This window comes from Uruburuella testudinis (assembly GCF_022870865.1).
Classification (GTDB): domain Bacteria; phylum Pseudomonadota; class Gammaproteobacteria; order Burkholderiales; family Neisseriaceae; genus Neisseria; species Neisseria testudinis.
Window position 1 is genome coordinate 2,555,317 of record NZ_CP091508.1, and the last position, 26,781, is coordinate 2,582,097.

21 protein-coding genes are annotated in these 26,781 nt (G+C 54.3%); 9 read left to right on the top strand and 12 right to left on the bottom strand.

Annotated features, from left to right (window positions below):
- Positions 1 to 9: 9 nt before the first annotated feature.
- Positions 10 to 2,433, bottom strand: a complete 2,424-nt coding sequence (gene pgaA / locus LVJ83_RS11735; RefSeq protein WP_244784835.1) for a poly-beta-1,6 N-acetyl-D-glucosamine export porin PgaA — start codon at positions 2,431 to 2,433, stop codon at positions 10 to 12.
- Between the two features lie 475 nt (positions 2,434 to 2,908).
- Here pgaA and moaC point away from each other — a divergent pair, with 475 nt between their 5' ends.
- The 3 genes from moaC (at position 2,909) to dtd (ending at position 4,687) form a co-directional block, all read left to right on the top strand.
- Positions 2,909 to 3,406 carry a cyclic pyranopterin monophosphate synthase MoaC gene (gene moaC, locus LVJ83_RS11740; RefSeq protein ID WP_244784837.1) on the top strand — a complete coding sequence of 166 codons (498 nt, stop codon included), beginning with the start codon at positions 2,909 to 2,911 and terminating at the stop codon, positions 3,404 to 3,406.
- Position 3,407: 1 nt separating this feature from the next.
- On the top strand, positions 3,408 to 4,157 hold the full coding sequence (locus LVJ83_RS11745; protein ID WP_244784839.1) for a HesA/MoeB/ThiF family protein: 750 nt from the start codon (positions 3,408 to 3,410) through the stop codon (positions 4,155 to 4,157).
- A gap of 68 nt (positions 4,158 to 4,225) precedes the next feature.
- Positions 4,226 to 4,687, top strand: a complete 462-nt coding sequence (gene dtd / locus LVJ83_RS11750) for a D-aminoacyl-tRNA deacylase (RefSeq protein ID WP_244784841.1) — start codon at positions 4,226 to 4,228, stop codon at positions 4,685 to 4,687.
- A gap of 833 nt (positions 4,688 to 5,520) precedes the next feature.
- Here dtd and tsaD read toward each other — a convergent pair.
- Positions 5,521 to 6,591: a tRNA (adenosine(37)-N6)-threonylcarbamoyltransferase complex transferase subunit TsaD gene (gene tsaD, locus LVJ83_RS11755; protein WP_244784843.1), complete on the bottom strand. Its 1,071-nt coding sequence runs from the start codon at positions 6,589 to 6,591 to the stop codon at positions 5,521 to 5,523.
- 142 nt (positions 6,592 to 6,733) lie between these two features.
- On the opposite strand from tsaD, the gene queC reads away from it, so the two are divergent.
- The 3 genes from queC (at position 6,734) to LVJ83_RS11770 (ending at position 8,562) form a co-directional block, all read left to right on the top strand.
- Entirely contained in the window at positions 6,734 to 7,390 is a 657-nt protein-coding gene (gene queC, locus LVJ83_RS11760; RefSeq protein WP_244784845.1) for a 7-cyano-7-deazaguanine synthase QueC, read from the top strand.
- Between the two features lie 105 nt (positions 7,391 to 7,495).
- On the top strand, positions 7,496 to 7,918 hold the full coding sequence (gene queD, locus LVJ83_RS11765; protein ID WP_244784847.1) for a 6-carboxytetrahydropterin synthase QueD: 423 nt from the start codon (positions 7,496 to 7,498) through the stop codon (positions 7,916 to 7,918).
- A gap of 11 nt (positions 7,919 to 7,929) precedes the next feature.
- Entirely contained in the window at positions 7,930 to 8,562 is a 633-nt protein-coding gene (locus LVJ83_RS11770; protein ID WP_244784848.1) for a 7-carboxy-7-deazaguanine synthase QueE, read from the top strand.
- Positions 8,563 to 9,396: 834 nt separating this feature from the next.
- On the opposite strand, the gene metF is transcribed toward LVJ83_RS11770, so the two are convergent.
- Complete coding sequence (gene metF, locus LVJ83_RS11775; protein WP_244784850.1) at positions 9,397 to 10,236, bottom strand: methylenetetrahydrofolate reductase [NAD(P)H]; 840 nt, start codon at positions 10,234 to 10,236, stop codon at positions 9,397 to 9,399.
- Positions 10,237 to 10,918: 682 nt separating this feature from the next.
- Here metF and ubiB point away from each other — a divergent pair.
- The 3 genes from ubiB (at position 10,919) to LVJ83_RS11790 (ending at position 14,559) form a co-directional block, all read left to right on the top strand.
- The gene (gene ubiB, locus LVJ83_RS11780; protein WP_244784852.1) at positions 10,919 to 12,430 is read left to right on the top strand and encodes a ubiquinone biosynthesis regulatory protein kinase UbiB; all 1,512 of its coding nucleotides are present in this window, start codon (positions 10,919 to 10,921) and stop codon (positions 12,428 to 12,430) included.
- A gap of 203 nt (positions 12,431 to 12,633) precedes the next feature.
- The gene (locus LVJ83_RS11785) at positions 12,634 to 13,938 is read left to right on the top strand and encodes an MFS transporter (protein ID WP_244784854.1); all 1,305 of its coding nucleotides are present in this window, start codon (positions 12,634 to 12,636) and stop codon (positions 13,936 to 13,938) included.
- A gap of 258 nt (positions 13,939 to 14,196) precedes the next feature.
- A complete protein-coding gene (locus tag LVJ83_RS11790) occupies positions 14,197 to 14,559 on the top strand; it encodes a hypothetical protein (RefSeq protein WP_244784856.1) in 363 nt (120 codons plus the stop codon).
- A gap of 52 nt (positions 14,560 to 14,611) precedes the next feature.
- Here LVJ83_RS11790 and LVJ83_RS11795 read toward each other — a convergent pair whose 3' ends face one another.
- From LVJ83_RS11795 to fic, 9 genes are all read right to left on the bottom strand, one after another.
- The gene (locus LVJ83_RS11795; RefSeq protein WP_244784858.1) at positions 14,612 to 15,370 is read right to left on the bottom strand and encodes a sialate O-acetylesterase; all 759 of its coding nucleotides are present in this window, start codon (positions 15,368 to 15,370) and stop codon (positions 14,612 to 14,614) included.
- Positions 15,371 to 15,709: 339 nt separating this feature from the next.
- A complete protein-coding gene (locus LVJ83_RS11800) occupies positions 15,710 to 17,557 on the bottom strand; it encodes a lytic transglycosylase domain-containing protein (RefSeq protein ID WP_244784860.1) in 1,848 nt (615 codons plus the stop codon).
- Positions 17,558 to 17,819: 262 nt separating this feature from the next.
- Positions 17,820 to 19,277 carry a TrkH family potassium uptake protein gene (locus LVJ83_RS11805; RefSeq protein WP_244784862.1) on the bottom strand — a complete coding sequence of 486 codons (1,458 nt, stop codon included), beginning with the start codon at positions 19,275 to 19,277 and terminating at the stop codon, positions 17,820 to 17,822.
- A gap of 341 nt (positions 19,278 to 19,618) precedes the next feature.
- Positions 19,619 to 20,374: a phosphate ABC transporter ATP-binding protein PstB gene (pstB, locus tag LVJ83_RS11810; RefSeq protein WP_244784864.1), complete on the bottom strand. Its 756-nt coding sequence runs from the start codon at positions 20,372 to 20,374 to the stop codon at positions 19,619 to 19,621.
- 51 nt (positions 20,375 to 20,425) lie between these two features.
- Positions 20,426 to 21,277, bottom strand: a complete 852-nt coding sequence (pstA, locus tag LVJ83_RS11815; RefSeq protein ID WP_244784866.1) for a phosphate ABC transporter permease PstA — start codon at positions 21,275 to 21,277, stop codon at positions 20,426 to 20,428.
- 17 nt (positions 21,278 to 21,294) lie between these two features.
- Positions 21,295 to 22,251: a phosphate ABC transporter permease subunit PstC gene (pstC, locus tag LVJ83_RS11820; protein WP_244784868.1), complete on the bottom strand. Its 957-nt coding sequence runs from the start codon at positions 22,249 to 22,251 to the stop codon at positions 21,295 to 21,297.
- Between the two features lie 114 nt (positions 22,252 to 22,365).
- Positions 22,366 to 23,475 (bottom strand): phosphate ABC transporter substrate-binding protein PstS, encoded by a 1,110-nt coding sequence (gene pstS / locus LVJ83_RS11825; RefSeq protein WP_244784869.1) that lies wholly within the window; start codon positions 23,473 to 23,475, stop codon positions 22,366 to 22,368.
- A 340-nt stretch (positions 23,476 to 23,815) separates the two neighbouring features.
- Positions 23,816 to 24,517 carry a phosphate signaling complex protein PhoU gene (gene phoU, locus LVJ83_RS11830; protein WP_244784870.1) on the bottom strand — a complete coding sequence of 234 codons (702 nt, stop codon included), beginning with the start codon at positions 24,515 to 24,517 and terminating at the stop codon, positions 23,816 to 23,818.
- A gap of 647 nt (positions 24,518 to 25,164) precedes the next feature.
- Positions 25,165 to 26,286, bottom strand: a complete 1,122-nt coding sequence (gene fic, locus LVJ83_RS11835) for a protein adenylyltransferase Fic (RefSeq protein ID WP_244784871.1) — start codon at positions 26,284 to 26,286, stop codon at positions 25,165 to 25,167.
- Positions 26,287 to 26,781: the final 495 nt, after the last annotated feature.

Below are 26,781 nucleotides of genomic sequence, written 5' to 3' on the forward strand. Positions count from 1 at the left end.
ACGGCCTCTTTATTGGAAACGCACGTTCAGGCCGACGTTGCCGAAGTTTTGATATTCGGCATCGCCGTCGTAAATGGCTTTTTTGCGTCCGGCTTCATAAGAAAGCCCTACGCGCTTACCCAGGCTCCAGTCGTGGCCGTATTTCACCGTCCAGGTGTTTTCGGCACTTTGCCCGGCCTGCCAATAGCGGCCGGCTCCGGCGCCCAAACGTTGGGTCAGCCGCATGTTGTTGTCCAGCGGCAAGGCATACGACAAGCTCAAATCGCCGCTGGCGCTTTTGCTGCTGGCAGGGTTGTAGTAATAAGCGGAAGGCACATCATCGTTGCGGCTGTAATCCGCCCACAACGAGCCGCCGAGCTTCCAACGGTTGCGCTGCCACAAACTTTGCGACAGCCAGGCATAAGCGCTGCGGCGCAGATTGCCGTCGTCGAAATCCATCACGCCGGCGCCGAATCCTGCGCGGGTATCCGCCGAATGGGTGTAGTTGGCCGACAAGCTGTATTCGTCGGCATACACTTCCTGGCTCAAAGCTTTGGCCGGCGTGTTGGCGCTGTTGGCGGCGGCACGGGCGGCAAACGACCAATGCTGGTTGAGGCGGTAGCCCAAGCCGGCGCTGAAATAGGCTTTGTCGTTCAACTGCGTGCCCCGCCCGGCTTCAAAGCCGATACTGAACGGATAAAAACTCAGCTCGCCGCCCACCCCCACACGACCATACCGCAACTCATCGCCGTGATTGGGCACAAACCCGCTTTGCTGGGCAATATAAGCGCGGTGGCCGCTGCTGCTGCGCGGCGAATAAAGCGTGGCGCTTTGCGACCACTCATTGCCGCTGTCACGCGGCGAAGTGGCTTTAAAGAGGCCGCCTGAAACACTCAATTGCGCGGCCCGCGCCGCATCATAGCGCTGCCAAAACCCGGCATTATCGGGGTTATCGCGGCTGAGGCCTGCCGCCATCGCTTTCATGCCCGCCCAATTGCCGTTTTCCATCAAAATCGCGCCCCGGCTGGTGCGCACCCAGCCCCGGCTTTCTTCGGGCAGCCATTGTTCGGCTTCGGCAAACCATTGCTCGGCTTCATCATGGCGGCCATTCCATTGCGCCAGCTCGCCGCGCAAAATCATCGCCCACGGGTCGCCGGGATGCTCGGCCAGCCAATTGTCCATCATGCGGGTGGCGCCTTTGATGTTGCCGTTCCAGGCTTCCAAGCGGGCCTGCCAGAAATATTGCCGATCGTAATAAGGATTGTTGATTGACGATGTGCGGGTAAAATCCAAGGTTTGCTTGGCCACAGGTGTAAAGCCCGACAGATGCTTTTGCGCCTGCGTGTAAAGCCCCAAATCCGCATCGGCCTGCACCCGTTTTTCACTCAATTCCACGCCGACGGCACGGCCTTCGGCCTCGTGCTGCTGCGCCAATTGCTGATAAACACGGGCGGCCTTGCGCGGATTACCGGTGGCCGACAACGCCTGTGCATAAGCATCTTGCACATATTCGGGCTGTGCACCGTAGCGGCTTAACGTCCGGTAATCGGCCAACACCTGCTTGTCGTTGCCCGATGCCGCGCCGGCGGCCACACGGTCGCGCATGGCACGCAGATACAGCTCGCTGCCCGGCTCGCTCTGTGCGGCAATTTCACCGAAGCGCTCAAACGCTGCCACGGCTTGCGCGCGGTTGGCGCTTTCTCGCGCTGCCCTCAAGCGGCTTACCGATTCCGCATGTTGCAGCCACAGATGATCGGCGCGGGTAAAGTATTGCGGATACTGCGCCAGCAGCTCAGCTTGCAGCGGATAAGCCTGCAAACCCGCCGCCGCACGGTAAAGCTGCAACACCGTATCACGCCCGCCGGGGTTGTCGGCCAACTGCTGCTGCAACACGCCGATACGCTCGGCCAAGGGTTGCGAGCGGGTTTTCAGATAGGCTTCGGCGGCGCGGATGTCGGCATCATCGCCGAAATGCCGCCGGTAAGCATCGATATGCGTTTGCGCGGCGGCAAACTCTTGCGCATCCACCGCCGTCAGCGAGGCCCCCAACCAGCCGATTTTCTGTTGCGGCGCACGCACCTGCAAAGCCTGGTAAAGTGTGAGTGCGCGTACAAACTGCCGGTTGTCGCGGGCGGCTTTGGCCAGATTTTCCAATTCGTCGGCACGGTAATCGGCAGGCGCACACGCGGCACATACCGCCAGCGCATCGCTGCTGCGCCCCTGCCGCAGCAAGAGTGCGGTCAAGTCGGCACGCACACGGTCGTCACCGCTTTGCGCGTAAAGCTTTTGCAATGCCGCCACCGATTCCGACAACGCCGCCGCACTGCTGCGCGCATGTGCCGCCCAATGTTCCCGTTGCGCCTGAATGTCTTCGGCAAACGCCAAGGCAGGCGCAGCCAATGATGCCAACGCCGCCCATAACGGCAGCCGGCACGATATATATATGTTTCTCATAGCTGTCAGTTTTGATGAAAAATAACCGCCCGCAGCAATAGCAGAGGCCGTCTGAAAAAGATGAAACCCGCGCAATTGCAAACGTTGCGCAACAAGTGGAAGAGCATTATCAGCCCGTAGCAAAATTTACGGCCGGTATCAGAACCGCCGCCGTTAAAACCCCGGCAGCACTGTAATGTGATAGCAATTTTTATAGCTGTTTTACTTACTTCGCCATAATCTTAACCCTGTTATGCCATATTGTTAGGTTAATTACCCTAACGGCTTTTTAAGCAGACAAATGGGGAAAGCCAAACCTTTCCAACAATTCCGAACGCATTTTGCCTGCGGGTATGGCCCGCGCCGTGATACAACCGTTTGAAAAAATGCAGGCCGCCGGTTTGCCCGCCGGCAAAAATCTTTTAAAATAACGCACCTTAATCCATACACAAACACTTTCAGACGGCCTCAAAGTCTGCACATTATCGGAAACCCTATGAACCTGACCCATTTCAACGAAAACAACGAAGCCCACATGGTAGACATCGGCGACAAAACCCCCAGCATCCGCACCGCCACCGCCAGCGGCTTCATCAACATGAGCACGGCGGCCATGGCCGCCGTTACCGCCGGCACCGCCAAAAAAGGCGACGTATTGGGCATTGCCCGCATCGCCGCCATTCAAGGCACCAAGCAAACCGGCTTTCTGATTCCGCTCTGCCACCCCGTCAGCCTCACCCACGTGCGCGTGGATTTTGAACCCGATGTCGAGCTCAACCGCATCAAAGCCAGCGTTACCGCCAGCACCGAAGGCAAAACCGGCGTGGAAATGGAAGCGCTCACCGGCGTCAACATCGCCCTGCTCACCATCTACGATATGCTCAAAGCAGTCGACAAAGGCATGACCATGTCGCACATCCACCTCGAAGAAAAAAGCGGCGGCAAAAGCGGCGACTTTGTCTTCACAGACCACTACGAAAACATCCGCTATTAATATGGACGACCGCGACCTTCTGCGCTACAGCCGCCACCTGCTGTTAGATGAAATCGGCATCGAAGGCCAGCAAAAACTGCTGGCCGCCACCGCGCTGGTGGTCGGCTGCGGCGGCTTGGGCGCGGCGGCGCTGCCTTTCTTGGCCGCCGCCGGTGTCGGCCACCTCATCATCGCCGACGACGACTGCATCGACGATACCAACCTGCAACGCCAAACCGCATTCAGCGAAGCCGATATCGGCAGCAACAAAGCCGAAACCCTGAAAGGCCGTCTGAACGCCATCAACAGCCGTATTGACGTCACCGCATTAAACGAACGCCTCGATGAAGCGCGTTTGATTGAGCTGATGCGCCGCGCCGATATCGTTGTCGACTGCTGCGACAACTTCACCACCCGTCAGGCCGTCAACCGTGCCGCCGTCGCCACCCGCACCCCGCTGGTTTCCGGCGCCGCCGTGCGCTTTGAAGGCCAGATTGCCGTTTACCGCCCCGATCTGGCCGACAGCCCCTGCTACGCCTGCCTCTTCGACGGCGAGCAAGCCAGCGACGGCGCCTGCGCCGTATTCGGCGTTTTCTCGCCGCTGGTCGGCATCATCGGCACCACCCAAGCCGCCGAAGCGCTGAAACTGCTGATGCACATCGGCCGCCCCGCACACGGCACGTTGCTGGTTTACGATGCGCTGGCCAACGAATGGCAGCGCTTTCCGTTCGAACCAAACCCCGCATGCCGCGTGTGCGGCGGCGGCACATAAACATAGGCCGTCTGAAAGTTTGAAGCTTTCAGACGGCCTCTTGCGCCAAATTCACCACGAGTCAAACCATGCGCGCCGTTATCCAAAAAGTTACCCACGCCCACGTTGATATTCTCGAAGCAAACCGCCGCGAAACCGCCGGCCGAATCGGCCCCGGCCTGATGGTGCTGCTCGGTATTTCACACCACGACACCGAAGCCGATGCCCGCTATATTGCCGATAAAACCGCCCATTTGCGTATTTTTGAAGACGATGCCGGCAAGCTGAATTTATCGCTCAAAGACACCGGCGGCGGCGTGTTGCTGGTTTCACAATTCACCCTTTATGCCGATGCCCGCAACGGCCGCCGCCCCTCGTTTGCCGATGCCGCCCGCCCCGAACAGGCCGAAGCCCTATACGAAACCGTCGCCGGCCTGCTGCGCGGACACGGCCTCAACGTGGCCACCGGCCGCTTCCAAACCCATATGCAGGTTGATTTGTGCAACGACGGCCCGGTCACGCTGCTGCTGGATTCGCAAAAACTGTTTTAATCAAAAACTGTTTTCATAACGTGAGTTCGGCATAAGATAATCCATAAGATATACCGCTTTACCCCCACCCGCCGGGACTGGGAAGGGAACGGAGCCGCAATGCCTGCCCGCGTATGAATTAACGTTGATCAGCTTTCTGTCATCAATTGATTGAAATTTAACAATAGCCTTCTTGTGTGTTTTATTTTGATACCAACAGCAGCTTGCCACCAATCGGCCACTCTTTTTTGGAATTTTCTTATTCCGAACTCACGTTTCATAATGTCTGACCCGGGCACAACAAGCGGCAAGGCGGCAAGGCGCGCCAACAAAGTCGGATGATGATAGAAACGGCAATTGAATCACTGCATTTCCAAAATCCATCAAATTGTTTTAAAAGAGAAATTCATTAAATATTTTTCAAATCAAAATTGCCGAATCCATAATTGACCGGCGATATTTGTATTGCCTTCGGTTCGCTGCCTTGCTTGCTTTTGCACATGGATATACAGGCCGTCTGAAGCCCTCCGATATTCGCCAAATAACAAAGGCCGTCTGAATATTCAGACGGCCTCTGCCGATTCATCATGAATGACACCCATTGACAAAAATAACCTGCAAGCGTTGGTTCGCCTATGCTCGAAGAGAACCGGTTTTGCTAGGGTGCTGAAGCGCTAAGTCAACCGGCCTCCCATGCAACCTGTGCTACCTTCGGCTCACCGCCTTGTTATCGTGAAATGCATAAAAAGTGCTACGGCGTTGCTACGCCTTGTCGTACTGGCTGCACTGCTTCGACACGCCACCCGATTGGCTTGCTTTTACAAATAGGTATTCTCCTGCCGGCTCCGGCAGATTTACGCACCTTTCACAATCTCGGCCAGCGGCCAGCGCGGTTTCACACCGAATCCGCCCGCCTTTTGCACGCTTTGCAAATGCATGGCGCCGGCAAAAGCAATCATGGCGCCGTTGTCGGTGCAATATTCGAGCGGCGGAAAGAATACCTGCACCTGCTCCGCCGGCGGGCGCTTCCCGCCTTTTGCGGCAGGCGGGCGCACGCTCAACCCGCCCAATACTTCGCGCAATTTCCAGTTTGCCCCCACGCCGCCGGCCACCACCAATGTGCGGAAACCCGTGTCGAGCAGGGCTTTTTGCGCTTTCGCCGCCAACACCTCCACCACCGCATCTTGAAACGCGCGGCAAATATCGTTGCGGGTTTGTTCGGGGATATTATCGCTGCCGGTTTCATCGCGCACTTTTTGCACCGCCGTCAGCACGGCCGTTTTTAAGCCTGAAAAGCTCATCTGCAAATCAGGCGAATGCAGCATCGGGCGGGGAAAAACAAAAGCGCCGGGGGTGCCGAGCCTGGCCAGCTCAGACAATTTCGCGCCGCCCGGATAAGGCAGCCCGAGCAGCTTGGCGGTTTTATCGAATGCTTCGCCTGCCGCATCGTCGACACTTTCGCCGAGCAAGGTGTAATCCCCCACATCGCGTACCGCCATCAATTGGCTGTGGCCGCCGGAAACCAGCAAGGCCACAAAGGGAAATTCGGGGCGTTCGTCGGCCAGCAGCGGTGAGAGCAGATGGCCTTCGAGATGGTGCACGGGAATCACCGGTTTGCCCAAGGCAAATGCCAGCGCATTGGCAAAACTGGCGCCGGCCAACAGCGCGCCGCCCAAACCCGGCCCCTGCGTAAAGGCCACGGCATCAATATCGGCATAGCTTTTGCCCGCCGCTTGCAAGGCCGCCTCGGTTAGCGGCACCAGGCGGCGGATGTGGTCGCGGCTGGCCAGCTCGGGCACCACGCCGCCATATTCGGCATGCATGGCCATCTGCGTGTGCAACTCGTGCGCCAACAGGCCGCGCGCGCTGTCGTAAAGCGCCACGCCGGTTTCGTCGCATGAAGATTCGATTCCCAATACCAACATTGTTTGAGGCCGTCTGAAAAGTAAAGCGTGATATTTTAACGGATTTTTTAATAAATTTGGCTTATAATGCCGATTCTTTTTTGGGCGGTTCGCAACCATCCCGCCGAGAACAGATGTTCTGAACCAAAACTAGGATTACTCAATGACTACCGAAAAAGCCTTGGTCATCTTTTCAGGCGGCCAAGATTCCACCACCTGCCTGATTCAGGCGATTCAAACTTATGGCCGCGACAATGTTGAGGCCATCACGTTTCAATACGGCCAGCGCCATGCCGTCGAGCTGGAAAAAGCACGTTGGATTGCCGCAGATCTGCGCATCCGCCAAACCGTGCTCGACTTGAGCCTGATGCAGCAGATTACCCATAACGCGCTGATGGACGGCAACGCCGAAATCCAAACCGCTTCAAACGGCCTGCCAAACACTTTTGTCGACGGCCGCAACGCGCTGTTTCTGCTCTACGCCGCGATTTACGCCAAAAGCCAAGGCATCGCCCACATCATCACCGGCGTGTGTGAAACTGATTTTTCCGGCTATCCCGACTGCCGCGACGTGTTTGTGAAATCCATGAACGTTACCCTCAATCTGGCGATGGACTACGCTTTTCAAATCCACACCCCGCTGATGTATCTCACCAAAGCGCAAACTTGGGCGCTGGCCGACCATTTAGGCGCATTTGATTACATCCGCGAGCACACCCACACCTGCTATATGGGCGTGGACGGCGGCTGCGGCGAATGCCCCAGCTGCGTGTTGCGCGAACGCGGTCTGGCGCAATATCTGGCTACCACGGGCGGCTGAGTTTGCCGGATACCGCCTGACCAGAGCATCCCGACAACAGCAAAATATCACCGCACACACAAACAGGCCGTCTGAAACCTTTCAGACGGCCTCGGAACCTGAATCATGAAAATCACCAAAACCTTCTCGTTCGACATGGCACACATGCTCGACAACCACGACGGCAAGTGCAAAAACCTGCACGGCCATACCTACAAACTCGAAGTCGAAATCAGCGGCGATTTGATTATCGGCGGCGCCAAAGACGGCATGGTCATCGACTTTGCCGATTTGAAAAGCATCGTCAAAAAACTGGTGGTGGAGCCGTTTGACCACGCCTTTATCTACCACACCGAAAGCGGGCGCGAGCGCCAAATCGCCGCCATGCTCGAAGGCTGGGGTTTGAAAACCCTGCCGATGGCCAAGCGCACCACTGCGGAAAACATGGCGCAATATATGTTTGAGCTGCTGCGCCGCGAAGGCCGCTTAAATGTCTCGGCGCTGCGGTTGTGGGAAACCCCCACTTCTTATTGCGAATGCAGTTTGTGAGGCCGTCTGAAATGCAGCCGATTCACCCCGAAAACCCCGCATTCCGCATAGTCGAAATCTTTGAAAGCCTGCAAGGCGAAGGCTACAACACCGGCATGCCGGCGGTATTTATCCGCTTAGGCAAATGCAATCTGGCGTGCAGCTGGTGCGACACCGACTACCTAAAATTCGACATGATGCACCTGAGTGAGATTTTAGGCCGTCTGAAAAACCATACCGCCCGCAACATTATCATCACCGGCGGCGAACCGACCATACAGCCGCACCTGGATATTTTATTAAACGCCTTAAAAACACAAGGCTACCGCCTGTGCATCGAAACCAACGGCCTCAACCCCGCGCCGGCACAGATCGACTATGTCGCCACCAGCCCCAAAGCCTGTTATGCCGAAAAATACAACACGCAATGCATTGAAACGGCGGATGAAGTGCGGATTGTGGCCGATGGCGACGTGCTCGATTTCTGCACCCGGATGGCGCAAAAAATCCGTGCCAAACATTATTATTTGTCGCCGTGCGAAATCAACGGCGAGATGAATATCCACGACACCATCCGCCAAATCGGCCTGCTCAACGCCCGCCCCGATGCGCCGGTGCATTGGCAGCTGTCGGTACAGACACACAAATGGGCGGGCATTGAATAATACCCATTCATAAAAATAAGCCGACAAGACGGCAGGCCGAAGACAATACAGTTTTTTCCGTAGGCGGATGGGTTTCGTTCAACAGCGCCGCTTAAGCGTTTGCCGATATATGAAGGCCGTCTGAAAACAGTGAACGTGCCGTTTCAGACGGCCTTGTTTCAATTGAATTGCGGGTGGCGGCTGGCAATGCAGACGCAGCGTGCGCTCCGCCCGCACACTTTCTGCTTGAGTTATACCCATTCACAAAAGTCAGCCGATAAGGCAGTGCACCGCAGGCAGTATCATGAGTATGGGCTGGTTGATTTGGCGCTTAACCCATCCTCTTTGAGCACAGGCGGGCCAACACCATCCGGTGATTTTTATGAGTGGATATGATCAAATTTTGAGGCCGTCTGAAAACATTTGTTTTCAGACGGCCTCAAACTGCTAAGGTGTTCTAACCATTCATATATCATCATCTTTTTGTGATATTAAAGTGCAGATGCCCGGCAAAAACGCCGCAGATGCGTTTGCAGAAGCAAAACCCATCAATCAATCAATCGAATGGTCAGGATCTGCTAGTTGACTTGGCACTTCAGCGCCTTAGCGAAGCCGCTGCTCTTCGAGCGCAGGCAAGCCAACACCGTTAGGTGATTGTTGTGAATAATCCAAGCCAAAACGGCTGTCCACCCCGCCTCAACATGCTCCATCATAAAAAAGCGAGCCTTTTGGGCCCGCTAAACTTTTCTGTTGGGTACAACAAGAAAAGAAGGAAAACATTTCGCCGCGATGCTTTAGAGTATTATACCTAATCACCCTGTGCGGCGCAATGCTGTATTCATATTTATTGAAAAATTAATAACCTAAGCGCTGGCAAACAGTAGACACCAAACCAGCCTGATTCAATGTGTAAAAATGCAGGCTGGGCGCCCCTTCATGCAGCAGGCGCTCGCACATTTCCGTGACCACATCCAGCGCCAGCGCTTTGATGGCAGCGGTATCATCGGCATACGACTGCAATTTCAAACGCAGCCAGCGCGGAATTTCGGCACCACAGGTATCAGAAAAACGCGCCAGTTTGCTAAAGCTGGCAATCGGCATAATGCCCGGCACAATCGGAATATCCACACCGCGCCCGCGCACATCGTCAACAAAGCGGAAATACGCATCGGCGTTGTAAAAATATTGGGTAATGGCCGAATCGGCTCCGGCTTTGACTTTGCGCACAAAATTATTCAAATCGTCTTCAGCGCTGCGGGCTTGCGGATGATATTCGGGATAAGCCGCCACTTCCACATGAAAATCGTTACCGAATTCGGTTTTAATCAGCGCCACCAGCTCGTTGGCATAGCGCAGGCCGCTCATGCCCGAGCCGACGCCGGAAGGAATATCGCCGCGCAAAGCCACGATATGGCGCACACCCATTGCTTTATATTGTTGCAGCAAGGCTTTGATTTCTTGCGGCTGCATGCCCACGCACGGCAGATGCGGCGCCGCCGCCACGCCTTCGTTTAAGATATCGCCGATGGCCTGCAATGTGCCTTCTTTGGTCGAGCCGCCGGCACCTGATGTGCAGGAAAAAAATTCGGGATTATATTGGCTCAGCTGCTTGCGGGTAATCACCTGCTTGGCGCGCCCCTCGGGCGTGCGGGTGGGGAAAAATTCAAAGCTGAGTTTTTTTTGGCTTTCCGTCATGATGCAGCCCTTGTTGCCTGATTGATTTCAATCATGCTAGGTTAGCCCTCAAAGCATGATTAATCAAGCAAATCGGCCACATTCAGCGCTGAAAAATATTCGCTTCGGCATGAAAAAAATTCACACAAACAGGCAACGGCAATTCAATCGCAAACGAGCAACGGCTGCGCCTGCAACCACTTATTAACATATAAATTATATCATGGATATATGTCAGAATAATGCGCGGTTTTGTTATACCCACTCATAAAAGTAAGCCAACAAGGCGGCAAACCGGAGGCAGTACACGCAAATGGGCTGGTTGGCTTGGTGCTTCAACACCTTAAGACCCTAATGTGTCCGGACAATTCGATTTACGGGTGCTTTTTGCCCCTGAAAACGCATCTGCTGCGTTAAAAAGCCTCGCAAGATGTCCAATCTTGCTGCGTTTTTTGCCTGGCATCTGCATTTCCAGGAACAAAATCCCCCCATAAACGAATTGTCAGGACACCCTAGCGAAATAGGTTCTCTTCGAGCACAGGCACGCCAACGCTATCGGATTATTTTTGTAAATAGATATAAAAGGGTTTTATTGGCGCACCGCCGCCGCCATGCTTTATAATCAGCGCCATGATTTCTGCCTTGTCTGCCGGCTTTTTCAACCGATAATTCAGACGGCCACACCTTAAAATAAAGATATTCCATGAAATGGCTCAAACGCTCGTCCACCATCATTAAAACCGTTTACCGTTACGGCCTCACCGATATTGTTGCCGGCCATGTGCACCCCGAATGGTTGCGCACCCTGCTGCACAAGCTGCCGCAAAGCCGGCACGCCCATAACGAACCGCTGCCGGTACGCCTGCGTTTGGCGCTGGAAAGCCTGGGGCCGATTTTTGTCAAACTGGGTCAGGTGCTGTCGACCCGCCCCGACATCCTGCCGCCGGCATATGCACAAGAGCTGGCGCGGCTGCAAGATAAAGTGCCGCCGTTTCCGGGCTACTTGGCGCGTGAACAAATCGAAGCTTCGCTGGGGCGGCCGATTACAGAAATTTATGCCGCATTTGAAGCCGAACCGGTGGCCAGCGCCTCGGTGGCACAAGTGCACAAAGCACGCCTGCACAGCGGCGAAAATGTTGCCGTTAAAGTGTTGCGCCCCGATTTATTGCCGATAATCGAGCAGGATTTGGCGCTGATGCGCTTCGGTGCAAAATGGATCGAGCGCCTGTTTGCCGACGGCAAGCGCCTGAAGCCGCAAGAAGTGGTGGCCGAATTCGACAAATATCTGCACGACGAGCTGGATCTGATGAAAGAAGCCGCCAACGCCAGCCAGCTCGGCCGCCATTTTGCCGGCAGCGATATGCTGATTGTGCCGCAAGTCTATTTTGATTATTGCAGCCGCGATGTGCTGACCATCGAGTGGATGGACGGCACACCGATTTCCGACATCGCCACCCTGAAAGCCAAAGGCATCGATCTCAAAAAACTGGCCCGCTACGGCGTAGAAATTTTCTTCACCCAAGTCTTCGAACACGGTTTTTTTCATGCCGACATGCACCCGGGCAATATTCTGGTGGCCGACGACAACCGCTATATCGCACTTGATTTCGGCATTGTCGGCAGCCTCACCGATTACGACAAACGCTATCTGGCCATCAACTTTCTGGCTTTTTTCAACCGCGACTACCACCGCGTAGCCACCGCCCACATCGAATCGGGCTGGGTGCCGCCGGATACCCGTGCCGAAGAGCTGGAAGCGGCGGTGCGCGCGGTGTGCGAGCCGATTTTCAACAAACCGCTGTCGCAGATTTCATTCGGCCTGGTATTGATGCGCCTGTTTGAAACCAGCCGCCGCTTCAATGTCGAAATCCAACCGCAATTGGTGTTGCTGCAAAAAACCCTGCTCAACATCGAAGGCCTGGGGCGCCAGCTCGACCCCGAATTGGATTTGTGGGCCACCGCCAAGCCGTTTCTGGTCAGCTGGATGAACCGCCAAGTCGGCCCCAAAGCCTTGCTGCGCAACATCAAGGCCGAAGCGCCGGATTGGGCGCAAATGCTGCCGAGCCTGCCGCGCAAACTGAATATGCTGGTAGACGAAACCCGTCAGCAGGAAATGCGCGATGCGTATATTCATTTGGTTAAAACACAGCAGCGGCAAAACATCTGGCTGGCCGTGATTGCTGTGGCGCTGGTACTGATTTTATTATTCAAATAACGGTCTGTGGTTGATCAAAGGCCGTCTGAACAACGATTTCCCATTGTTTTCAGACGGCCTCAATCCTATCTGCCGCCATATTTATCCCACCCGTTCAGCCGATGAAGCAGATTCATGAAATGATGAAAAATTAGGCATTGCCCGCCCGGAATGATTTGATTATAGTGCACGCTCCGAAAATGCTGTACCCACAAGGAAAAACGATGGATTTACGCACCAAAATCAGCACCAGCCGCATGGGCGGCTACCAATGGCTGATTGTAATTTTATGCTTCCTGCTCAATGTGTTGGACGGCTTTGACGTGTTGGCACTGGCCTTCACGGCCGCCAGCATCCGCGAAGAATTCGGCCTGAGCGGCGCCGAAATCGGCACCCTGATGAGCGCCGGCCTGTTGGGCATGTCGGCAGGCTCGCTGCTGCTGGCACCGCAGGCCGACCGTTTCGGGCGGCGGCCGCTGCTGATTGTGGCCACCGCCTTATCAGCGCTGGGCATGGGCATGAGCGCGCTGGCCGACAGCACCGCATCACTGGGCTTGTGGCGCGTGGTAACCGGCCTCGGCGTAGGCGGTATTCTGGCCTGCACCAATGTGATTACCAGCGAATACTCGTCCAACAAATGGCGCGGCTTGGCCATCAGCGTCTATGCCGCAGGCTTCGGCATCGGCGCGGTGTTGGGCGGCATTTCGGCGGTATTTCTGCAAGAGCAATACGGTTGGCGGGCGGTGTTTGCCACCGGCGCCGCGCTAACGGCCTTGGTGGGCGTGGCTTTGCTGATATGGCTGCCCGAATCGGTGGATTTTCTGATGAGCAAGCGCCCGGCCGGCGCCAAAGCGCGCTTGAACCAAATCGCCGCCAAAATCGGCATGCCCGGCGATTGGGATATTCCCGCAACCGTGGCGCACAAGAAAAAAGCACCGGTTTTGCAGCTGTTTACCGAGCGCTACCGCCGCTCGACCCTGCTGATTTGGGCGGCTTTTGTCTGCATTATGTTCGGCTTTTATTTTGTCAGCTCCTGGACGCCGGCGCTACTTGAGCAGGCCGGCATGACCAAGGCGCAAAGCCAGACGGTGGGCATGATGCTGGCACTGGGCGGCACCGCAGGCTCGTTGTTATTCGGCGGCCTGACCAGCCGCTGGCCGGCGCGCTCGGTCTTGGTATTTTTCTGCGCCGCATCGGCAGCGGCAATCTGGCTGTTTGTCGGCCTCTCGGGCATACTGGCATTGGCCGTGTTGCTCGGCGTATTAGTGGGCGGCCTGATGAACGGCTGCATCACCGGCCTCTACACCATCAACCCCACTTTGTTTGATGCCGACGTACGCAGCACCGGCGTGGGCACCGGCATCGGCATCGGCCGCTTGGGTGCCATTGCTTCGCCGCTGATTGCGGGTATCTTGCTGGATGGCGGCTGGACAGGCGCACAGCTTTATGCCGGCGCAGCTTTTGTGGTGTTGCTGGCGGCGCTGGCGGTATGGCTGCTGGGTAAGCCGCGCAAGCTTGAGGCCGTCTGAACGGCTCCGATGCTCATTTCCTACCCATTTATCCACACAGATCCTGCACCCCGTATGCTTATTCCGCATGTTTATTCCGTTTGACCGCTGTCTGCATCGGGCAGGCAGTAGTTCGCCGGCTTTGTGCAAAAGCGCGTAAGCGATTGCCGTGCGACTGCGGCCTCAGGTAAAAACCGGTATAAGCAGTTGCCGCAACGGCGCGGCCTGCATACCATGCGCGGGTTGATATTATTCTTCCCCGTGAAAAGGAAATGCATCATGAAAAACCAGTCGACCGCCATTGTATTAACCGGCATTATGGCGCTGTTTTCCGGCAGCGCTTTTGCCGCTTCCATGCCCGGCGAAATTTATCAGCCGCGCGGTGCGGAGGTGATAAAAGCCGACCGTCAGGGCAACGGCGAATTTGAAGCCGAATTCCGCCTGCACGGCAACGATGTGCGCAAGCTGGCCCGGCAAGTGCGCAACCATGCCGAGCGCCACGGTTTCAAAGTGGTGGAATCAGAAATCAAGCGTGATGATGCCGATTTGAAATTCAAGCGCCGCAGCCAAGAATTAGATGTGTCTATCGAGCAGAAAGATCGCGGTGTGATTGAATATAAAGCCGATTTGGATCGCGATTGAGACCGATAAAAAATAAATCGAGGCCGTCTGAAAAATTTCAGACGGCCTCGATTTATTTTTGCTGTCGCCGCATCACTTCCTGCAAGCTGTGCAGCCACATATCCGCCACTTTTTCCTGCCCCGCCCGATTCAAGTGGCAGCGGTCGCGGCGGTATTGCATGCCTACCGGGTTAATGTCGGGACCGACAAAATAATGTTTCCGGTTATCGCGCCGGCCGATAGCATACTGCACGGCGACAACCTCCGGGTCAAACAAGTCGCCGCAGCGGGTATGGCGGGCAACAATCCAGGCCGGATCACTGCCGCTTTGTTTCAGACGGCCTTGAATAATATGGTGCAGGGTGTAAAAACGGCTGGCATAATCTTTCATCGGCGTGCCCACGTCTGAAGAGCCTTGCAGGAAAAACACATAATCAAATTTGATTTTCTGCTGCGCCGCCACATCCAGCGCGCGATACATCTTGCCGTTGACATAACTGCCCGGCGTGAGCCAGTTTTCGAGCGAAGTGCCGCCTTTGCCGATGGGCATAAAGGTAACGCTGTCGGCCAGCCCCGCCTGCAACATTTTGCGCCCCAGCGGCATCCACAGGCTGCCGCCGTCGCCGGAAGCCCACAGCAGCGGATCTTTGGCAGGCACGCGCCGCCCCTGCAAATCGATTTGATAGAGGTTTTTCACCGGCTCGCTGTAGCGGTGGCCGCCGCTGTTGGCCGACAGCGACTGCCCCACCACCAAAATGGTCAAGTCTTTGGCACCGGCATCCCAACCGGCCAGCAGCAACAGCGCGGCTGCGTATTTCGATAGTTTCTGCATTTTTTACCCATCTGCGATAACGATTGAAAGCGCCTGCTTGTCGATTGATGCCCATCCGCCAAAACAAGCTAACCGCATTGGCTCGCCATAGATTCTAAACTGTCTTCGGCTCGCTGCTTGGTTAACTTATTTTTGAAAACGGGTATTAGGGTGTCCTGACAATTCACCTATCATCATCTTTTTTGCGCTAAAAGCACCCGTAAATCGAATTGTCCGGACACCCCAGCCCCCGCCTTGCAGCAAATCTTTCGATCGCCGTCCATCAACATCAGGCCGTCTGAAAGCGCTTTCAGACGGCCTGCAATCACAGTTCAAAAGCCACAGTCAAACACCGCACCGTCAACGCCCGGGCACGGTGCCCATACGCTGTTTCAACGAAGTTTGCGGTTCGTTAAACAGGCTGGCGTAGTAAGTGGCGTTGGTCATCACTTTTTTCACATAATCGCGGGTTTCGTTAAACGGAATGGTTTCGGCATAGATGGCGCCTTCCAACGGCGTGGCGGCCTGCCAACGGCGGGCGCGGCCGGGGCCTGCGTTGTAGCCGGCGGTGGCCATGACTTCATCGTTGCTCAGGCGGCGTTTGGCGTCGCTCAAATACCAGGTGCCCATGAGGATGTTGCCGTCCATGCTGTGCAGCTCGGCCGGGTTCATGCCGATTTTGGCGGCGATTTCACGCGCGGTGGCGGGCATCACCTGCATCAGACCGGTGGCGCCCACGCTGGAACGCGCGCCGATCATAAAGCGGCTTTCCTGCCGGATCAGGCCGTATACCCAAGCCGGGTCGATGCCGGCTTGGGCGGCATAACGCTCGGTGATGTTGCGGAACGGTGAAATATAGCGCAGGTTGTAATTGAGCTTGTGGTCGGTGCGCTCGGCGCTGTTGATGGCCATTTCGTAAAATTGGTTGTCGAGCGCCAATTGCGCGGCGGCCAACAGCGTGTCTTCACCGGCGCCGCGGGTGGCGTAGCGCCATTCGGCCTGAGCTTGGCGGCGCATGTTCCAATCGCCGCTGTTTTGGCTGGCTTTAAAAAGGGTTAACGAGCGGTCGACAGCGCCGTCGCGGGCCAGTTTGGCCACATCACTTTTAGCCGCTTCGCCCACGTTGTTGCGGGTATTGATGCGGCGCCCCAGCTCTTCGGTGGCCAGCACGGCGTAGAAATTGCGGCCGCTGGCAGCCACTTCTTCATACAGGCTGCGCGCGCGCTCCCGGCTGCCTTGCGCGGCATAGCTGCGGGCCAGCCAGTAGCGCCAGTCGGGGCTGTTTTTGAGCTTGGCGGGCATATCGTTGATGATGCCGGCCAAATCGCTCCACCGTTGCAGGCGCAGAGCGGCGCGGGCATACCACTCAAACTGTTCGTTGGAAAGCTGGCTGCGGTCGGCACGATTATAGTGGTTCAAGGCAACCGCCATATTCTGATTCAATGCCTGCGCATGGCCGAGCACGCCCCAGGCAAAGCCGGCCTGCTCGCGGGTGAGGCTGCCCGACATGGCTTCAAGGCGGCTGGCGGCGGCGGGGGTAGATTTGGCGCTGCGCCCGATAACATTCAGCAGGCTGTATTCCTGCGCGCCGCGGCCGCCGCCGTCAACCGGGCTGCCGAGTGCAGCGGCCAAATTGCGGGCATCGGTCAGCTGGTTGTTGCTGATCAGGCCGCGCACCCGCCGCCAGGCATCGTTTTGATTCAGACGGCCTGATGCAGCGGCCGATTCGAGCAGGCTGTTGCAACCCGGCGGCAAACGGCTGATTTCTTTTACCAATTCATTCGCCAATGCGCTGCTGCCGCCGCTGCTGTAATCGGCATAGCACTGCACTTCTTGGGCGCGGGCGGCCTGATCGAGCTCGGCATACTGCTGCCGAAACTGCACCCAGCGGCCGCGCTTACCAAGGCTTTTGAGCCACTCGTTGCGCACGGTTTCGGCCATGGCGCTGCTGCCGGCCTGCGCCAGAAATTGAGCCGGCAAAATGTCGTCATCGCGTTTGACGGCATCAAGGGTGCTGCGGTAAAGGCTGTAATCGCTCAAAATTTTGGCGGGCGCTTCCACGGCGCGGCTGCCGGGCAAACTGATGCCGCCGGCCGGCTCCTGGCCGCGGTTGACCGGCTCGAGCAGCTGCTCTGAGGAAGAACAGGCGGCCAACACACAAGCGGCGGCGGCCATGGCGGTAAATTTGAAGGTGCGGATAAACGTCATGGTCTGGCTTTCTGGATGATCGTAACGGGTAAATCTGATGCGGCCGATGCTGTCGGGATGAACAGGGTATTTAGAGCTGATGATCTGCCGGCCGCTGTTAGAACGGAAGGCGGCGCCAACCTTGAATCGGTATCACGCCGGATGAGGCTATTCTAAAGTGATTTGGCCGAAGCGTTTGCGCATTCAACAAACATTTACATTATTTCAGACGGCCTGTGCATGATACAGGCCGTCTGAAACTGAAAATCCCTGCGGCATGCGCTTATTTTTTCCAATAAGCGGGGGTAAACAAGATAAACACGGTAAACACTTCCAAGCGCCCCACCAGCATGGCGGCGGTGCACAGCCATTTTTGAAAATCATTGAGCCCGGCATAATTGCCGGCCGGCCCCACTTCGCCCAAGCCGGGGCCGGCATTGGTGATGCAGGCGATGATGGCGGTAAAGGCCGACATAAAATCAAGGCCGGAAGCCATCATGATAAAGGTAAACATGATGATGGTCATGAAATACACAAACAAAAATGCCAACACCGTCAACGCTGTGCGCTCGGAAATGCTGCGGCCGTTTACCTTCACATTGCGCACGGCTTTCGGGTGCAGCAGCAGCATCATTTCGCGCAGGCTGAATTTAAACAACACGATGGCGCGCACGCTTTTGATGCCGCCGCCCACCGAGCCGGAGCTGGCCAATACGTTAGACAGGAAAAACATCCACAGCGAGGCCACCAGCGGCCACTTGGCAAAGTCGGCATTGGCATAGCCGCTGGCCAGGCCGATAGACACGAAATTGAAGCCGACAAAACGGAATGCATCCTGCAAAGTGGGGTAAAACTGCTTGTGCCACAGATAAAAGCTTACCACCGTGATGCTGACCGCCAACACTACCAACAACACGCGGCATTCTTCATCACGCCAATAAGGTTTCAGCGAGCGCTGGCGCAACACCTTGAAATGGCTGGCAAAACTGATGGCGCCCAACACGGTGGCCAGCATCAGCACGGCTTCGACGGCAACGGAATTAAAATAAGCGATGCTGTTGTCGTGGGTGGAAAATCCGCCTAAGGAAAAGGCCGACATGGCATGACACACCGCATCAAACCAGCTCATTCCCGCCCAGCGCAGCGCCAGGCAGGTTAATACGGTCATGGCCACATACAGCATCCACAACTTTTTGGCCACTTGCGAAATGCGCGGTGCCATCTTGCTGTCTTTATCGATACCGGGAATTTCGGCTTTAAAAAGCTGCGTGCCGCCGACACCGAGCATGGGCAGGATGGCCACCGCCAACACGATAATCCCCATGCCGCCGAGCCAGTTGAGCATATGCCGCCAAAAATTGATGGAAGGCGCCAGCGTATCGAGGCTGGTCATCACCGAAGCGCCGGTGGTGGTGAGCCCCGACATGGCCTCGAAAAATGCATCGGTGTAGCTCAAGTGCGGGAAATACAGATAAAACGGCATCGCTGCAATCGCCGCAAAGCCTATCCATAACATAAACACCAGCGTAAAGCCGTCACGCGTGCGCAGTTCGCGCTGGTATTGCCAGGTAACCAGCCACACCGACACCGATGAAATAATCGTTACCAGCGCCGTATGGCCGAACGCGGGCAAGGCATCATCGAGAAACAGGTAAGAAACCAACGTGGGCACCAGCAGCATAAACGAAAACAGCACGCCGAGCTTGGAAAGCACGTGGATAATGGGGATAACTTTATGCATGACAGCCCATTTCAGACGGCCTCATACATTCAAAGGCCGTCTGAACCTAAACGGTAAACGGTTTCAGACGGCCTGTGCGCTGCGCGGATTGCATCAGCTAAAGCCGTCTGATTTTTTGGTATTTTAACAAATTTTAATCGTATCCGCTGTTTTTGCTTGCATCGCCATCATCTCCCCAAATCTGCCCGTGAATCTTGGGCGGGCGGGCTTGCGGATCAGGGGCTTTTTATACCAAGATACCAAGCATGCCGGCGCAAAACAACGAGGCAAAGAAACCGCAAACAGTAAAGGCCGTCTGAAAACCAATCGCTTTCAGACGGCCTTGTCAGACAGCAAACCGGTCAGCCGAATTTGCCGGTAATATAGTCTTCGGTTTCTTTGCGCGCCGGTTTGGTAAACACTTGTTTGGTATCGCCGATTTCAATCATTTCACCCAAATACATATAGGCGGTAAAGTCCGACACCCGCGCGGCCTGCTGCATATTGTGGGTAACGATGGCGATGGTGTAGTCTTTTTTCAATTCGGTTACCAGCTCTTCGATATGCGCAGTGGAAATCGGGTCGAGGGCGGAGGTCGGCTCGTCGAGCAACACCACTTCGGGCTTGCTCGCCACCGCGCGGGCAATACACAAGCGCTGCTGCTGGCCGCCTGAAAGCGAATTGCCGCTCTGCTTGAGTTTGTCTTTAACCTCTTCCCACAGGGCGGCTTTTTTCAAAGCCCATTCCACACGGTCGTCCATTTCGCTTTTGTTGAGCTTTTCATACAGCTTCACGCCGAAGGTAACGTTGTCGTAAATCGACATCGGAAACGGGGTCGGCTTCTGAAACACCATGCCCACATTGGCGCGCAGCAGGTTCAAATCAACGTCTTTGCCGAGAATGTTTTTACCGTCGAGCAGCAATTCGCCCTCGGCACGCATGCCGGGATAAAGATCATACATGCGGTTGAAGGTGCGCAACAGGGTGGATTTGCCGCAACCGGAAGGGCCGATAAAAGCCGTAACCTTGTTGGCGGGGATATCCATGTTGATGTCTTTCAATGCCTGGAAAGAGCCGTAATAAAAATTGAAATTGCGTACGGCGATTTTGGTTTGCATGAGTTTTCCTTGAATATCAATATTGTGTATGGTTTCAGACGGCATCAATGTTTAATGTTTGCGGCTGCCGATAAAGCGCGCCAAAATATTGGCAAACAACACGGTCAGCGTAATCAGCAGCGCCGCCGCCCAAGCCAGCTCGTGCCAATCGTTATACGGGCTCATGGCAAACTGGTAAATCACATTGGGCAGGTTGGCAATCGGCTGATTCATGTTGGCGCTGAAAAACTGGTTGTTCAGCGCGGTAAACAACAGCGGCGCGGTTTCGCCCGACACGCGCGCAAACGCCAGCAATACACCGGTCAGCACGCCGGCTTTGGCCGCACGCAGCGTTACCATCATCACCAGCCGCCATTTCGGCGTGCCCAGCGCATAAGCCGCTTCGCGCAGGCTGTTGGGCACCAGCTTGAGCATGTTTTCAGTGGTGCGCACCACCACCGGAATCACCAGCAGCGACAAGGCAAACGAGCCGGCCCAGCCGGAAAAATGCCCTTGCCGCACCACCACCAGCTCATAAATAAACAAACCGATGACGATAGAGGGTGCCGAGAGCAGAATATCGTTCATAAAGCGCGTTGCCGAAGCCAGCTTGCTGCCCTGCCCGAATTCGGCCAGAAAAATGCCGCACAAAATGCCGATGGGCGTGCCGATAAGCAGGCCGAACACGGTAATCAGCAAGCTGCCCAAAATGGCGTTGCGCAAACCGCCTTCCATGCCCGGCGGCGGCGTGTCGAGCAGAAAAATGCTCGAACCCAAGCCGTTGAAGCCTTCGTAAAACAAGGTGTAAAAAATCCAGCCCAACCAAAACAGGCCGAAAGCCATCGTCAGCCAGGCCATGGCCAGATTAAACTTGCTGACCACACGGCGGCGGCGGTAAACCGCATTGTTCATACTGCTTTGCATAACGTTTTCCTTAAAGCTTAATGTGAGCGGCCTTCATTGCGCTGCATGCGCAACAGCATGATTTTGGAAATACACAACACCACAAAGGTAATCAAAAACAAAATCAAGCCCAAATACAGCAGTGACGACAAATGCAGCGGGTCGACCGCTTCGGCAAACTCATTGGCCAGCGCCGAAGTAATCGATACCCCCGAGTGATACAGGCTGGTGCTGATGTTGAAGGTGTTGCCGATCACAAACGTTACCGCCATGGTTTCGCCGAGCGCACGGCCGAGGCCGAGAATAATGCCGCCGACCACACCGGCTTTGGTATAGGGCAGCACCACATAGCGCACCACTTCCCAAGTGGTCGAGCCCAAACCGTAGGCCGATTCTTTGAGCATCGGCGGGGTCACTTCAAACACATCGCGCATCACCGAGGCGATAAACGGAATAATCATAATCGCCAGAATCAGGCCGGCGGCAAACATGCCGATGCCCATCGGCGCCCCTTGGAAAAGTGAGCCGATGATTGGCAAACCGCCGAAATATTTAATAAAGAAAGGCTGGATGTAGTCGGAAAAAAACGGGGCAAACACAAACAGGCCCCACATGCCGTAAATAATCGAGGGAATACCGGCCAGCAACTCCACCGCAATACCGAGCGGACGGCGCAACACGGCCGGGCACAGCTCGGTCAGAAACACGGCAATGCCGAAGCTGACCGGCACGGCAATCAGCAAAGCAATCGCGGAAGTGACCACGGTGCCGTAAATCGGTGCCAATGCGCCGTATTGGCTCTGCACCGTATCCCAATTGGAAGAAGTAAAAAAACCAAACCCAAATTCGCGCATACTGGGCAGCGCACCGATAATCAGCGAAATCAGAATGCCGCCCAAGCTCGCCAATACCAAAAAGGCAAAAAACCGGGTGGTGCCGACAAACAAGGTGTCAAGCAGCCGCTGCTGCTTGAGCTTTTGTTGCAGAGAGCTCATAAGCGTGTTCTTTATAAATGTTTTCAAGCAAGTGAATGATTGCCCCGTCAAACTTGAGGCCGTCTGAAACCATCCTTACCGCCGGATAGCTTTCAGACGGCCTGTTTTCAGCGTTTAGTAAACCGCCGCACCGTTTGCATCGGTTACCTGCTTCCACTCTTCGCGCACCAAATCTTTCACAGAAGCCGGCAGCGGCACATAATCAAGCTTGGCGGCCGCATCATCGCCGTTTTTGTAAGCCCAGTCGAAGAAGCTCAAAGCCGCTTTGGCTTTGGCCGCATCATCCGGTTTTTTATGCACCAAGATAAACGTGGCGGCAGCCAGCGGCCAGGCTTGCTCGGCAGGCTGGTTGGTCAGCACCAGGCTGAATCCGGGCACGCTCTTCCAATCAACATCAGCCGCGGCGGCAAAGGTTTCTTGCGAAGGCTGTACAAAATTGCCGGCGCTGTTTTGCAGCTGCACATGCGACATGGCATTTTGTTTGGCGTAGGCATATTCCACATAACCGATTGAGTTTTTCACACGGTTAACATAAGTGGAAACGCCCTCGTTGCCCTTGCCGGCCGCGCCCGAGCCCGAAGTCGGCCATTTCACCGTATTGGCCGCACCCACAGATTCCTGCCATTTCGGCGAAACCTGGCTCAAGTAAGTGGTGAAGATAAAGCTGGTGCCTGAGCCGTCGGAGCGGAATACAGTGGTAATCGGCTCATCCGGCAGGCTCAAGCCTTCATTCAAGGCCGCGATTTTCGGATCATTCCAGCGGGTGATGTTGCCCAAATAAATTTCGGCCAACACATCGCCGGTCAGCTTCAATTCGCCCGGTTTGATGCCTTCCACATTCACCACCGGCACCACACCGCCGATAACGGTCGGAAACTGAACCAAGCCTTCTTTTTCTAAATCTTCGGCTTTCATCGGCGAATCTGAGGCACCGAAATCAACGGTTTTGGCAGTAATCTGCTTCACACCGCCCGAAGAACCGATAGACTGGTAATTGATACGGCCGCCGGTTTCGCCTTGATAAGCCTGCGCCCATTGCACATAAATCGGCTGCGGAAACGATGCGCCCGCACCGGTAACATCCAGGCTCACCTGCTCGCCGGCGGCAGCAGAAGTTGCAGAAGCCGCCTCTTGCTGGGTGGCAGGTGCGCTGTTGTCCGAACCGCCACAGGCAGCAACGGCAAAAGCAGTAATCAAAGCAGCGGTCAGGGTACGAATTTGCATAATGTGCTCTCTCTTAAAAAAGATGTTTGGTTAACGCCGCCAGTTTAAGAAAGCATTGTTGCAAGCGTGTGACAATGGTTACAAAGCATTACAGTTTTACCATCAGATAAATATATGCAACTGATTTATATCAATTAAATTTAAAGCCACAATTAAAAAAAGATAACAAAAACCCGCACAAGATGACAAACCGAAGCCTACATCCAACACCTGTAACAACCGCAGCCATCATGCGGTTTACGCCATGACGGCACAGGCCGTCTGAAAACCACAAAAAAAGCAGCCCTTAGGCTGCCGAATCTGCTGACTTGAAACTTGCCGCCACCAAACAACTTCATCTTTATTCAGACAAATCCTGTTTGATTTTATCAATCGGCGTATGGCGCACATCAATACCGCGGGTGAGATACACCACATGCTCGGCAATGTTTTCCGCATGATCACCGATACGCTCCACCGCCTTGTTCATCATCATCACATCAATCCATGTGCTGATATTGCGCGGCTCTTCCATCATATTGGTTACCAGCGAGCGGGTTTGGTTGCGGTAATCCATATCCAGCTTGCGGTCACTTTCATGCAAATCCAGCACCGCGGTGGTATCCAGACGGGCAAACGCATCCAACGCACGGCTGATCATCGGCGCAGTCATCGAGGCAATGCGGTGGGTGTCATACAGCTCGGTGGCGGTAATACGGTTGTTTTGCAACAATTCATAAGCATTGAGTGCAATTTTTTTCAACTCGTCGCCGATACGCTCCAAATCCACAATCACCCGGCTCACCGCCAACACAAAACGCAAATCCCCCGCTGCCGGCTGGCGGCGGGCAATAATGGTTTGGCAAGCATCATCAATCGACACTTCCAAATCATTAATCACACTGTCGCCGTCGATTACCGCCGTCAACCCCGAAGCATCAGCATGAGCCAATGCGCACAACACTGACTGCAACTGCTGCTCAACCAGGCCGCCCATGCGCATCACCTCCGTGCGCACGCTTTCGAGCTCCTGATTAAAATGGGATGAAATATGTTCGGCCATCGCCTTCTCCTGAAAAAATCTAAATAACACCCACTCTGAATCAGACGACCGCCCGATTAACGGCCCGCAACAGACGGCATCCGCCCGGTGACAATCATCAGCCAGAATCGGCATGAATGCTTATCATGGCATAATAAAACAATTTGATGACAGAATCTTGACAACGCCCGCCCTCTTCACAAATTCGCCACAAAAGCAACCATCACCAACAGAGCTTGCAAATCTCATTGAATACAGCCACCAAAATCAAAGGCCGTCTGAAACTGAATATGCCCCCGTTTTTTGGTTTATTCAATTAGAGGGTATTTTATTGCATTAGACGATTGAAGCCATTTTAAAACGTACCTTGTCAGCCTGAAAGCCCTGCCCTGCTTGAATCTTGGTTTATGGCATTAGACGTAAAAAAACCGCCTGATTTTCAGACGGTTTTTCTTTTGATGGACAATGAGACTTGAATCAATCAATTATCCAATTGATTTAAAGCAGTATATTTTTCAACAATATTCCCAATACCCCCAAAAATACCCCCATTTTGCAAAAGTCACCCATTTTTCACCCTGTTTTTCTCTCACCTGCACAAATCAGCAAAGGCCGCCTGCATCATTTTTCAGACGGCCTTTGTTGATGGCGGCGGATTTCCTCAAGTATCAGATGGGATAGCGGGAAAATTCGTTATTGTTGCCGCTCAAGAGTTCCATTAGTTTGGGGTGTATAAACAGTTTATCCCTGCCTACTCTGATTTCATTCAATACGCCTGCTTCAATCAGTGACTGTAAGTAGCGTGATGCGGTTTGCCGCTTGGCGATGCCTGCATCTTCAAGGTTGGTAATACGGGTATAAGGTTGCTCAAACAGCAATGACACCAGCTCATGACTGTAAACGGTCGGCAAGGCTGTTTGAATATAAAGGCGGGTATGCTCTGCCAGCTTTTTAATCGCTTCGATTTTGGCAATCGTCCACTTGGCGGTGTCTTCTACTCCTGCAAGGATATACATAACCCACTCTTCCCAATTGCCTTTTTCGGTAACTTCCAGCAATAGGCGGTAATAGTCTGCCTTATGCTCAATGATATATCGGCTCAAGTATAGAATCGGTAAGCCAAGCAATTCTTTTTCAATCAACATCAAACTGTTCAAGATGCGGCCTGTGCGTCCGTTACCGTCTGGAAACGGGTGGATGGCCTCAAATTGGTAATGTGCGACGGCCATGATGATTAACGGGTCAAGATTCGGGTTGTCATGTATAAACCGCTCCCAATCGGCCAGCTTCTCACGGATAATCTGCTCTCCTTCAGGTGGGGTATAGATGATACGTCCGCTACCGTCAGCCCTTAAAGCCGTGCCTGTAATTTTCCGTATATCCATATCGCGCCCTTTGATTTCACTGCATACCAGTTGGGCGGTTTTGGTACATAAAGGCTTGTTGTCAAGCGACTGAACGCCTAGGAATAATGCGCTTCTGTATCGCATGGCCTCTTTGGTGGCGGGGTCTGCTGTTTGGCTTTCCGTCCGCATATACTGAAACAGCTTGTCAGTAGTTGTTACGATGTTTTCAATCTCTGAACTTGCCCTTGCTTCCATAATCGGTAAGGTGTTAATCAGCATTCCTTGATTGGGTATCAGTTCTGCCGCCTGTTTTAGCTCTGCTAAAGCAGCTCGGGCTTTGATACATTGCTTTAATACGCTCTTGGTTTCAATGTCTTCTTTCGGCGGTAAAGTCGGCAAGCCGTTGTACGGTTTATCTGCTCTCCAAGCGTCAAAGGTTGTCATGTTTATTAATCCGCAAAAAAATAAAGATATTTTCAGTATATGTTTATCGTGCGTACATATCAAGACAATATATTTATAAAACGGGATTTTTTAAACATATTGTGCCGGCGGATATTGCGGATAATGCCAGTTTCTTCACGGGCTGTATATCTGCTTTGATATAGAAATTATATCGGTATCGGTATCTTTATTGTATAAAACACAAGATTTAAGCCAAAACACCGTATAAGAATGCAAAAGTAGGTTGGTATGGTTGGTATGGTTGGTATGAATCGCTCAAACCCGCATGGATAAAGGCTTTCAGCATACCAACCTAGATATTTTTTGGTTGGTATGCGTTGGTATGATTCATTTTTAACTTTGTAACCTGTTGATTATAAAGCCATACCAACCATACCAACCCCATACCAACCTGTTTTTCCTTAGGTTGGTATGCTGAAACCCGCATGGATAAAGGCTTTCAAGGAATCATACCAACCATACCAACCTAAAAAC

What these genes read in the sequence shown, in the direction of transcription:
- LVJ83_RS11790 (WP_244784856.1), top strand. Translation starts at nt 14,197, where the DNA reads ATGAAAAACCAGTCGACCGCCATTGTATTAACCGGCATTATGGCGCTG.
- pgaA (WP_244784835.1), bottom strand. Translation starts at nt 2,433, where the DNA reads ATGAGAAACATATATATATCGTGCCGGCTGCCGTTATGGGCGGCGTTG.
- LVJ83_RS11785 (WP_244784854.1), top strand. Translation starts at nt 12,634, where the DNA reads ATGGATTTACGCACCAAAATCAGCACCAGCCGCATGGGCGGCTACCAA.
- LVJ83_RS11770 (WP_244784848.1), top strand. Translation starts at nt 7,930, where the DNA reads ATGCAGCCGATTCACCCCGAAAACCCCGCATTCCGCATAGTCGAAATC.
- LVJ83_RS11800 (WP_244784860.1), bottom strand. Translation starts at nt 17,557, where the DNA reads ATGACGTTTATCCGCACCTTCAAATTTACCGCCATGGCCGCCGCCGCT.
- phoU (WP_244784870.1), bottom strand. Translation starts at nt 24,517, where the DNA reads ATGGCCGAACATATTTCATCCCATTTTAATCAGGAGCTCGAAAGCGTG.
- pstC (WP_244784868.1), bottom strand. Translation starts at nt 22,251, where the DNA reads ATGAGCTCTCTGCAACAAAAGCTCAAGCAGCAGCGGCTGCTTGACACC.
- pstB (WP_244784864.1), bottom strand. Translation starts at nt 20,374, where the DNA reads ATGCAAACCAAAATCGCCGTACGCAATTTCAATTTTTATTACGGCTCT.
- fic (WP_244784871.1), bottom strand. Translation starts at nt 26,286, where the DNA reads ATGACAACCTTTGACGCTTGGAGAGCAGATAAACCGTACAACGGCTTG.
- ubiB (WP_244784852.1), top strand. Translation starts at nt 10,919, where the DNA reads ATGAAATGGCTCAAACGCTCGTCCACCATCATTAAAACCGTTTACCGT.
- queD (WP_244784847.1), top strand. Translation starts at nt 7,496, where the DNA reads ATGAAAATCACCAAAACCTTCTCGTTCGACATGGCACACATGCTCGAC.
- queC (WP_244784845.1), top strand. Translation starts at nt 6,734, where the DNA reads ATGACTACCGAAAAAGCCTTGGTCATCTTTTCAGGCGGCCAAGATTCC.
- LVJ83_RS11745 (WP_244784839.1), top strand. Translation starts at nt 3,408, where the DNA reads ATGGACGACCGCGACCTTCTGCGCTACAGCCGCCACCTGCTGTTAGAT.
- LVJ83_RS11795 (WP_244784858.1), bottom strand. Translation starts at nt 15,370, where the DNA reads ATGCAGAAACTATCGAAATACGCAGCCGCGCTGTTGCTGCTGGCCGGT.
- pstS (WP_244784869.1), bottom strand. Translation starts at nt 23,475, where the DNA reads ATGCAAATTCGTACCCTGACCGCTGCTTTGATTACTGCTTTTGCCGTT.
- tsaD (WP_244784843.1), bottom strand. Translation starts at nt 6,591, where the DNA reads ATGTTGGTATTGGGAATCGAATCTTCATGCGACGAAACCGGCGTGGCG.
- pstA (WP_244784866.1), bottom strand. Translation starts at nt 21,277, where the DNA reads ATGCAAAGCAGTATGAACAATGCGGTTTACCGCCGCCGCCGTGTGGTC.
- LVJ83_RS11805 (WP_244784862.1), bottom strand. Translation starts at nt 19,277, where the DNA reads ATGCATAAAGTTATCCCCATTATCCACGTGCTTTCCAAGCTCGGCGTG.
- moaC (WP_244784837.1), top strand. Translation starts at nt 2,909, where the DNA reads ATGAACCTGACCCATTTCAACGAAAACAACGAAGCCCACATGGTAGAC.
- dtd (WP_244784841.1), top strand. Translation starts at nt 4,226, where the DNA reads ATGCGCGCCGTTATCCAAAAAGTTACCCACGCCCACGTTGATATTCTC.
- metF (WP_244784850.1), bottom strand. Translation starts at nt 10,236, where the DNA reads ATGACGGAAAGCCAAAAAAAACTCAGCTTTGAATTTTTCCCCACCCGC.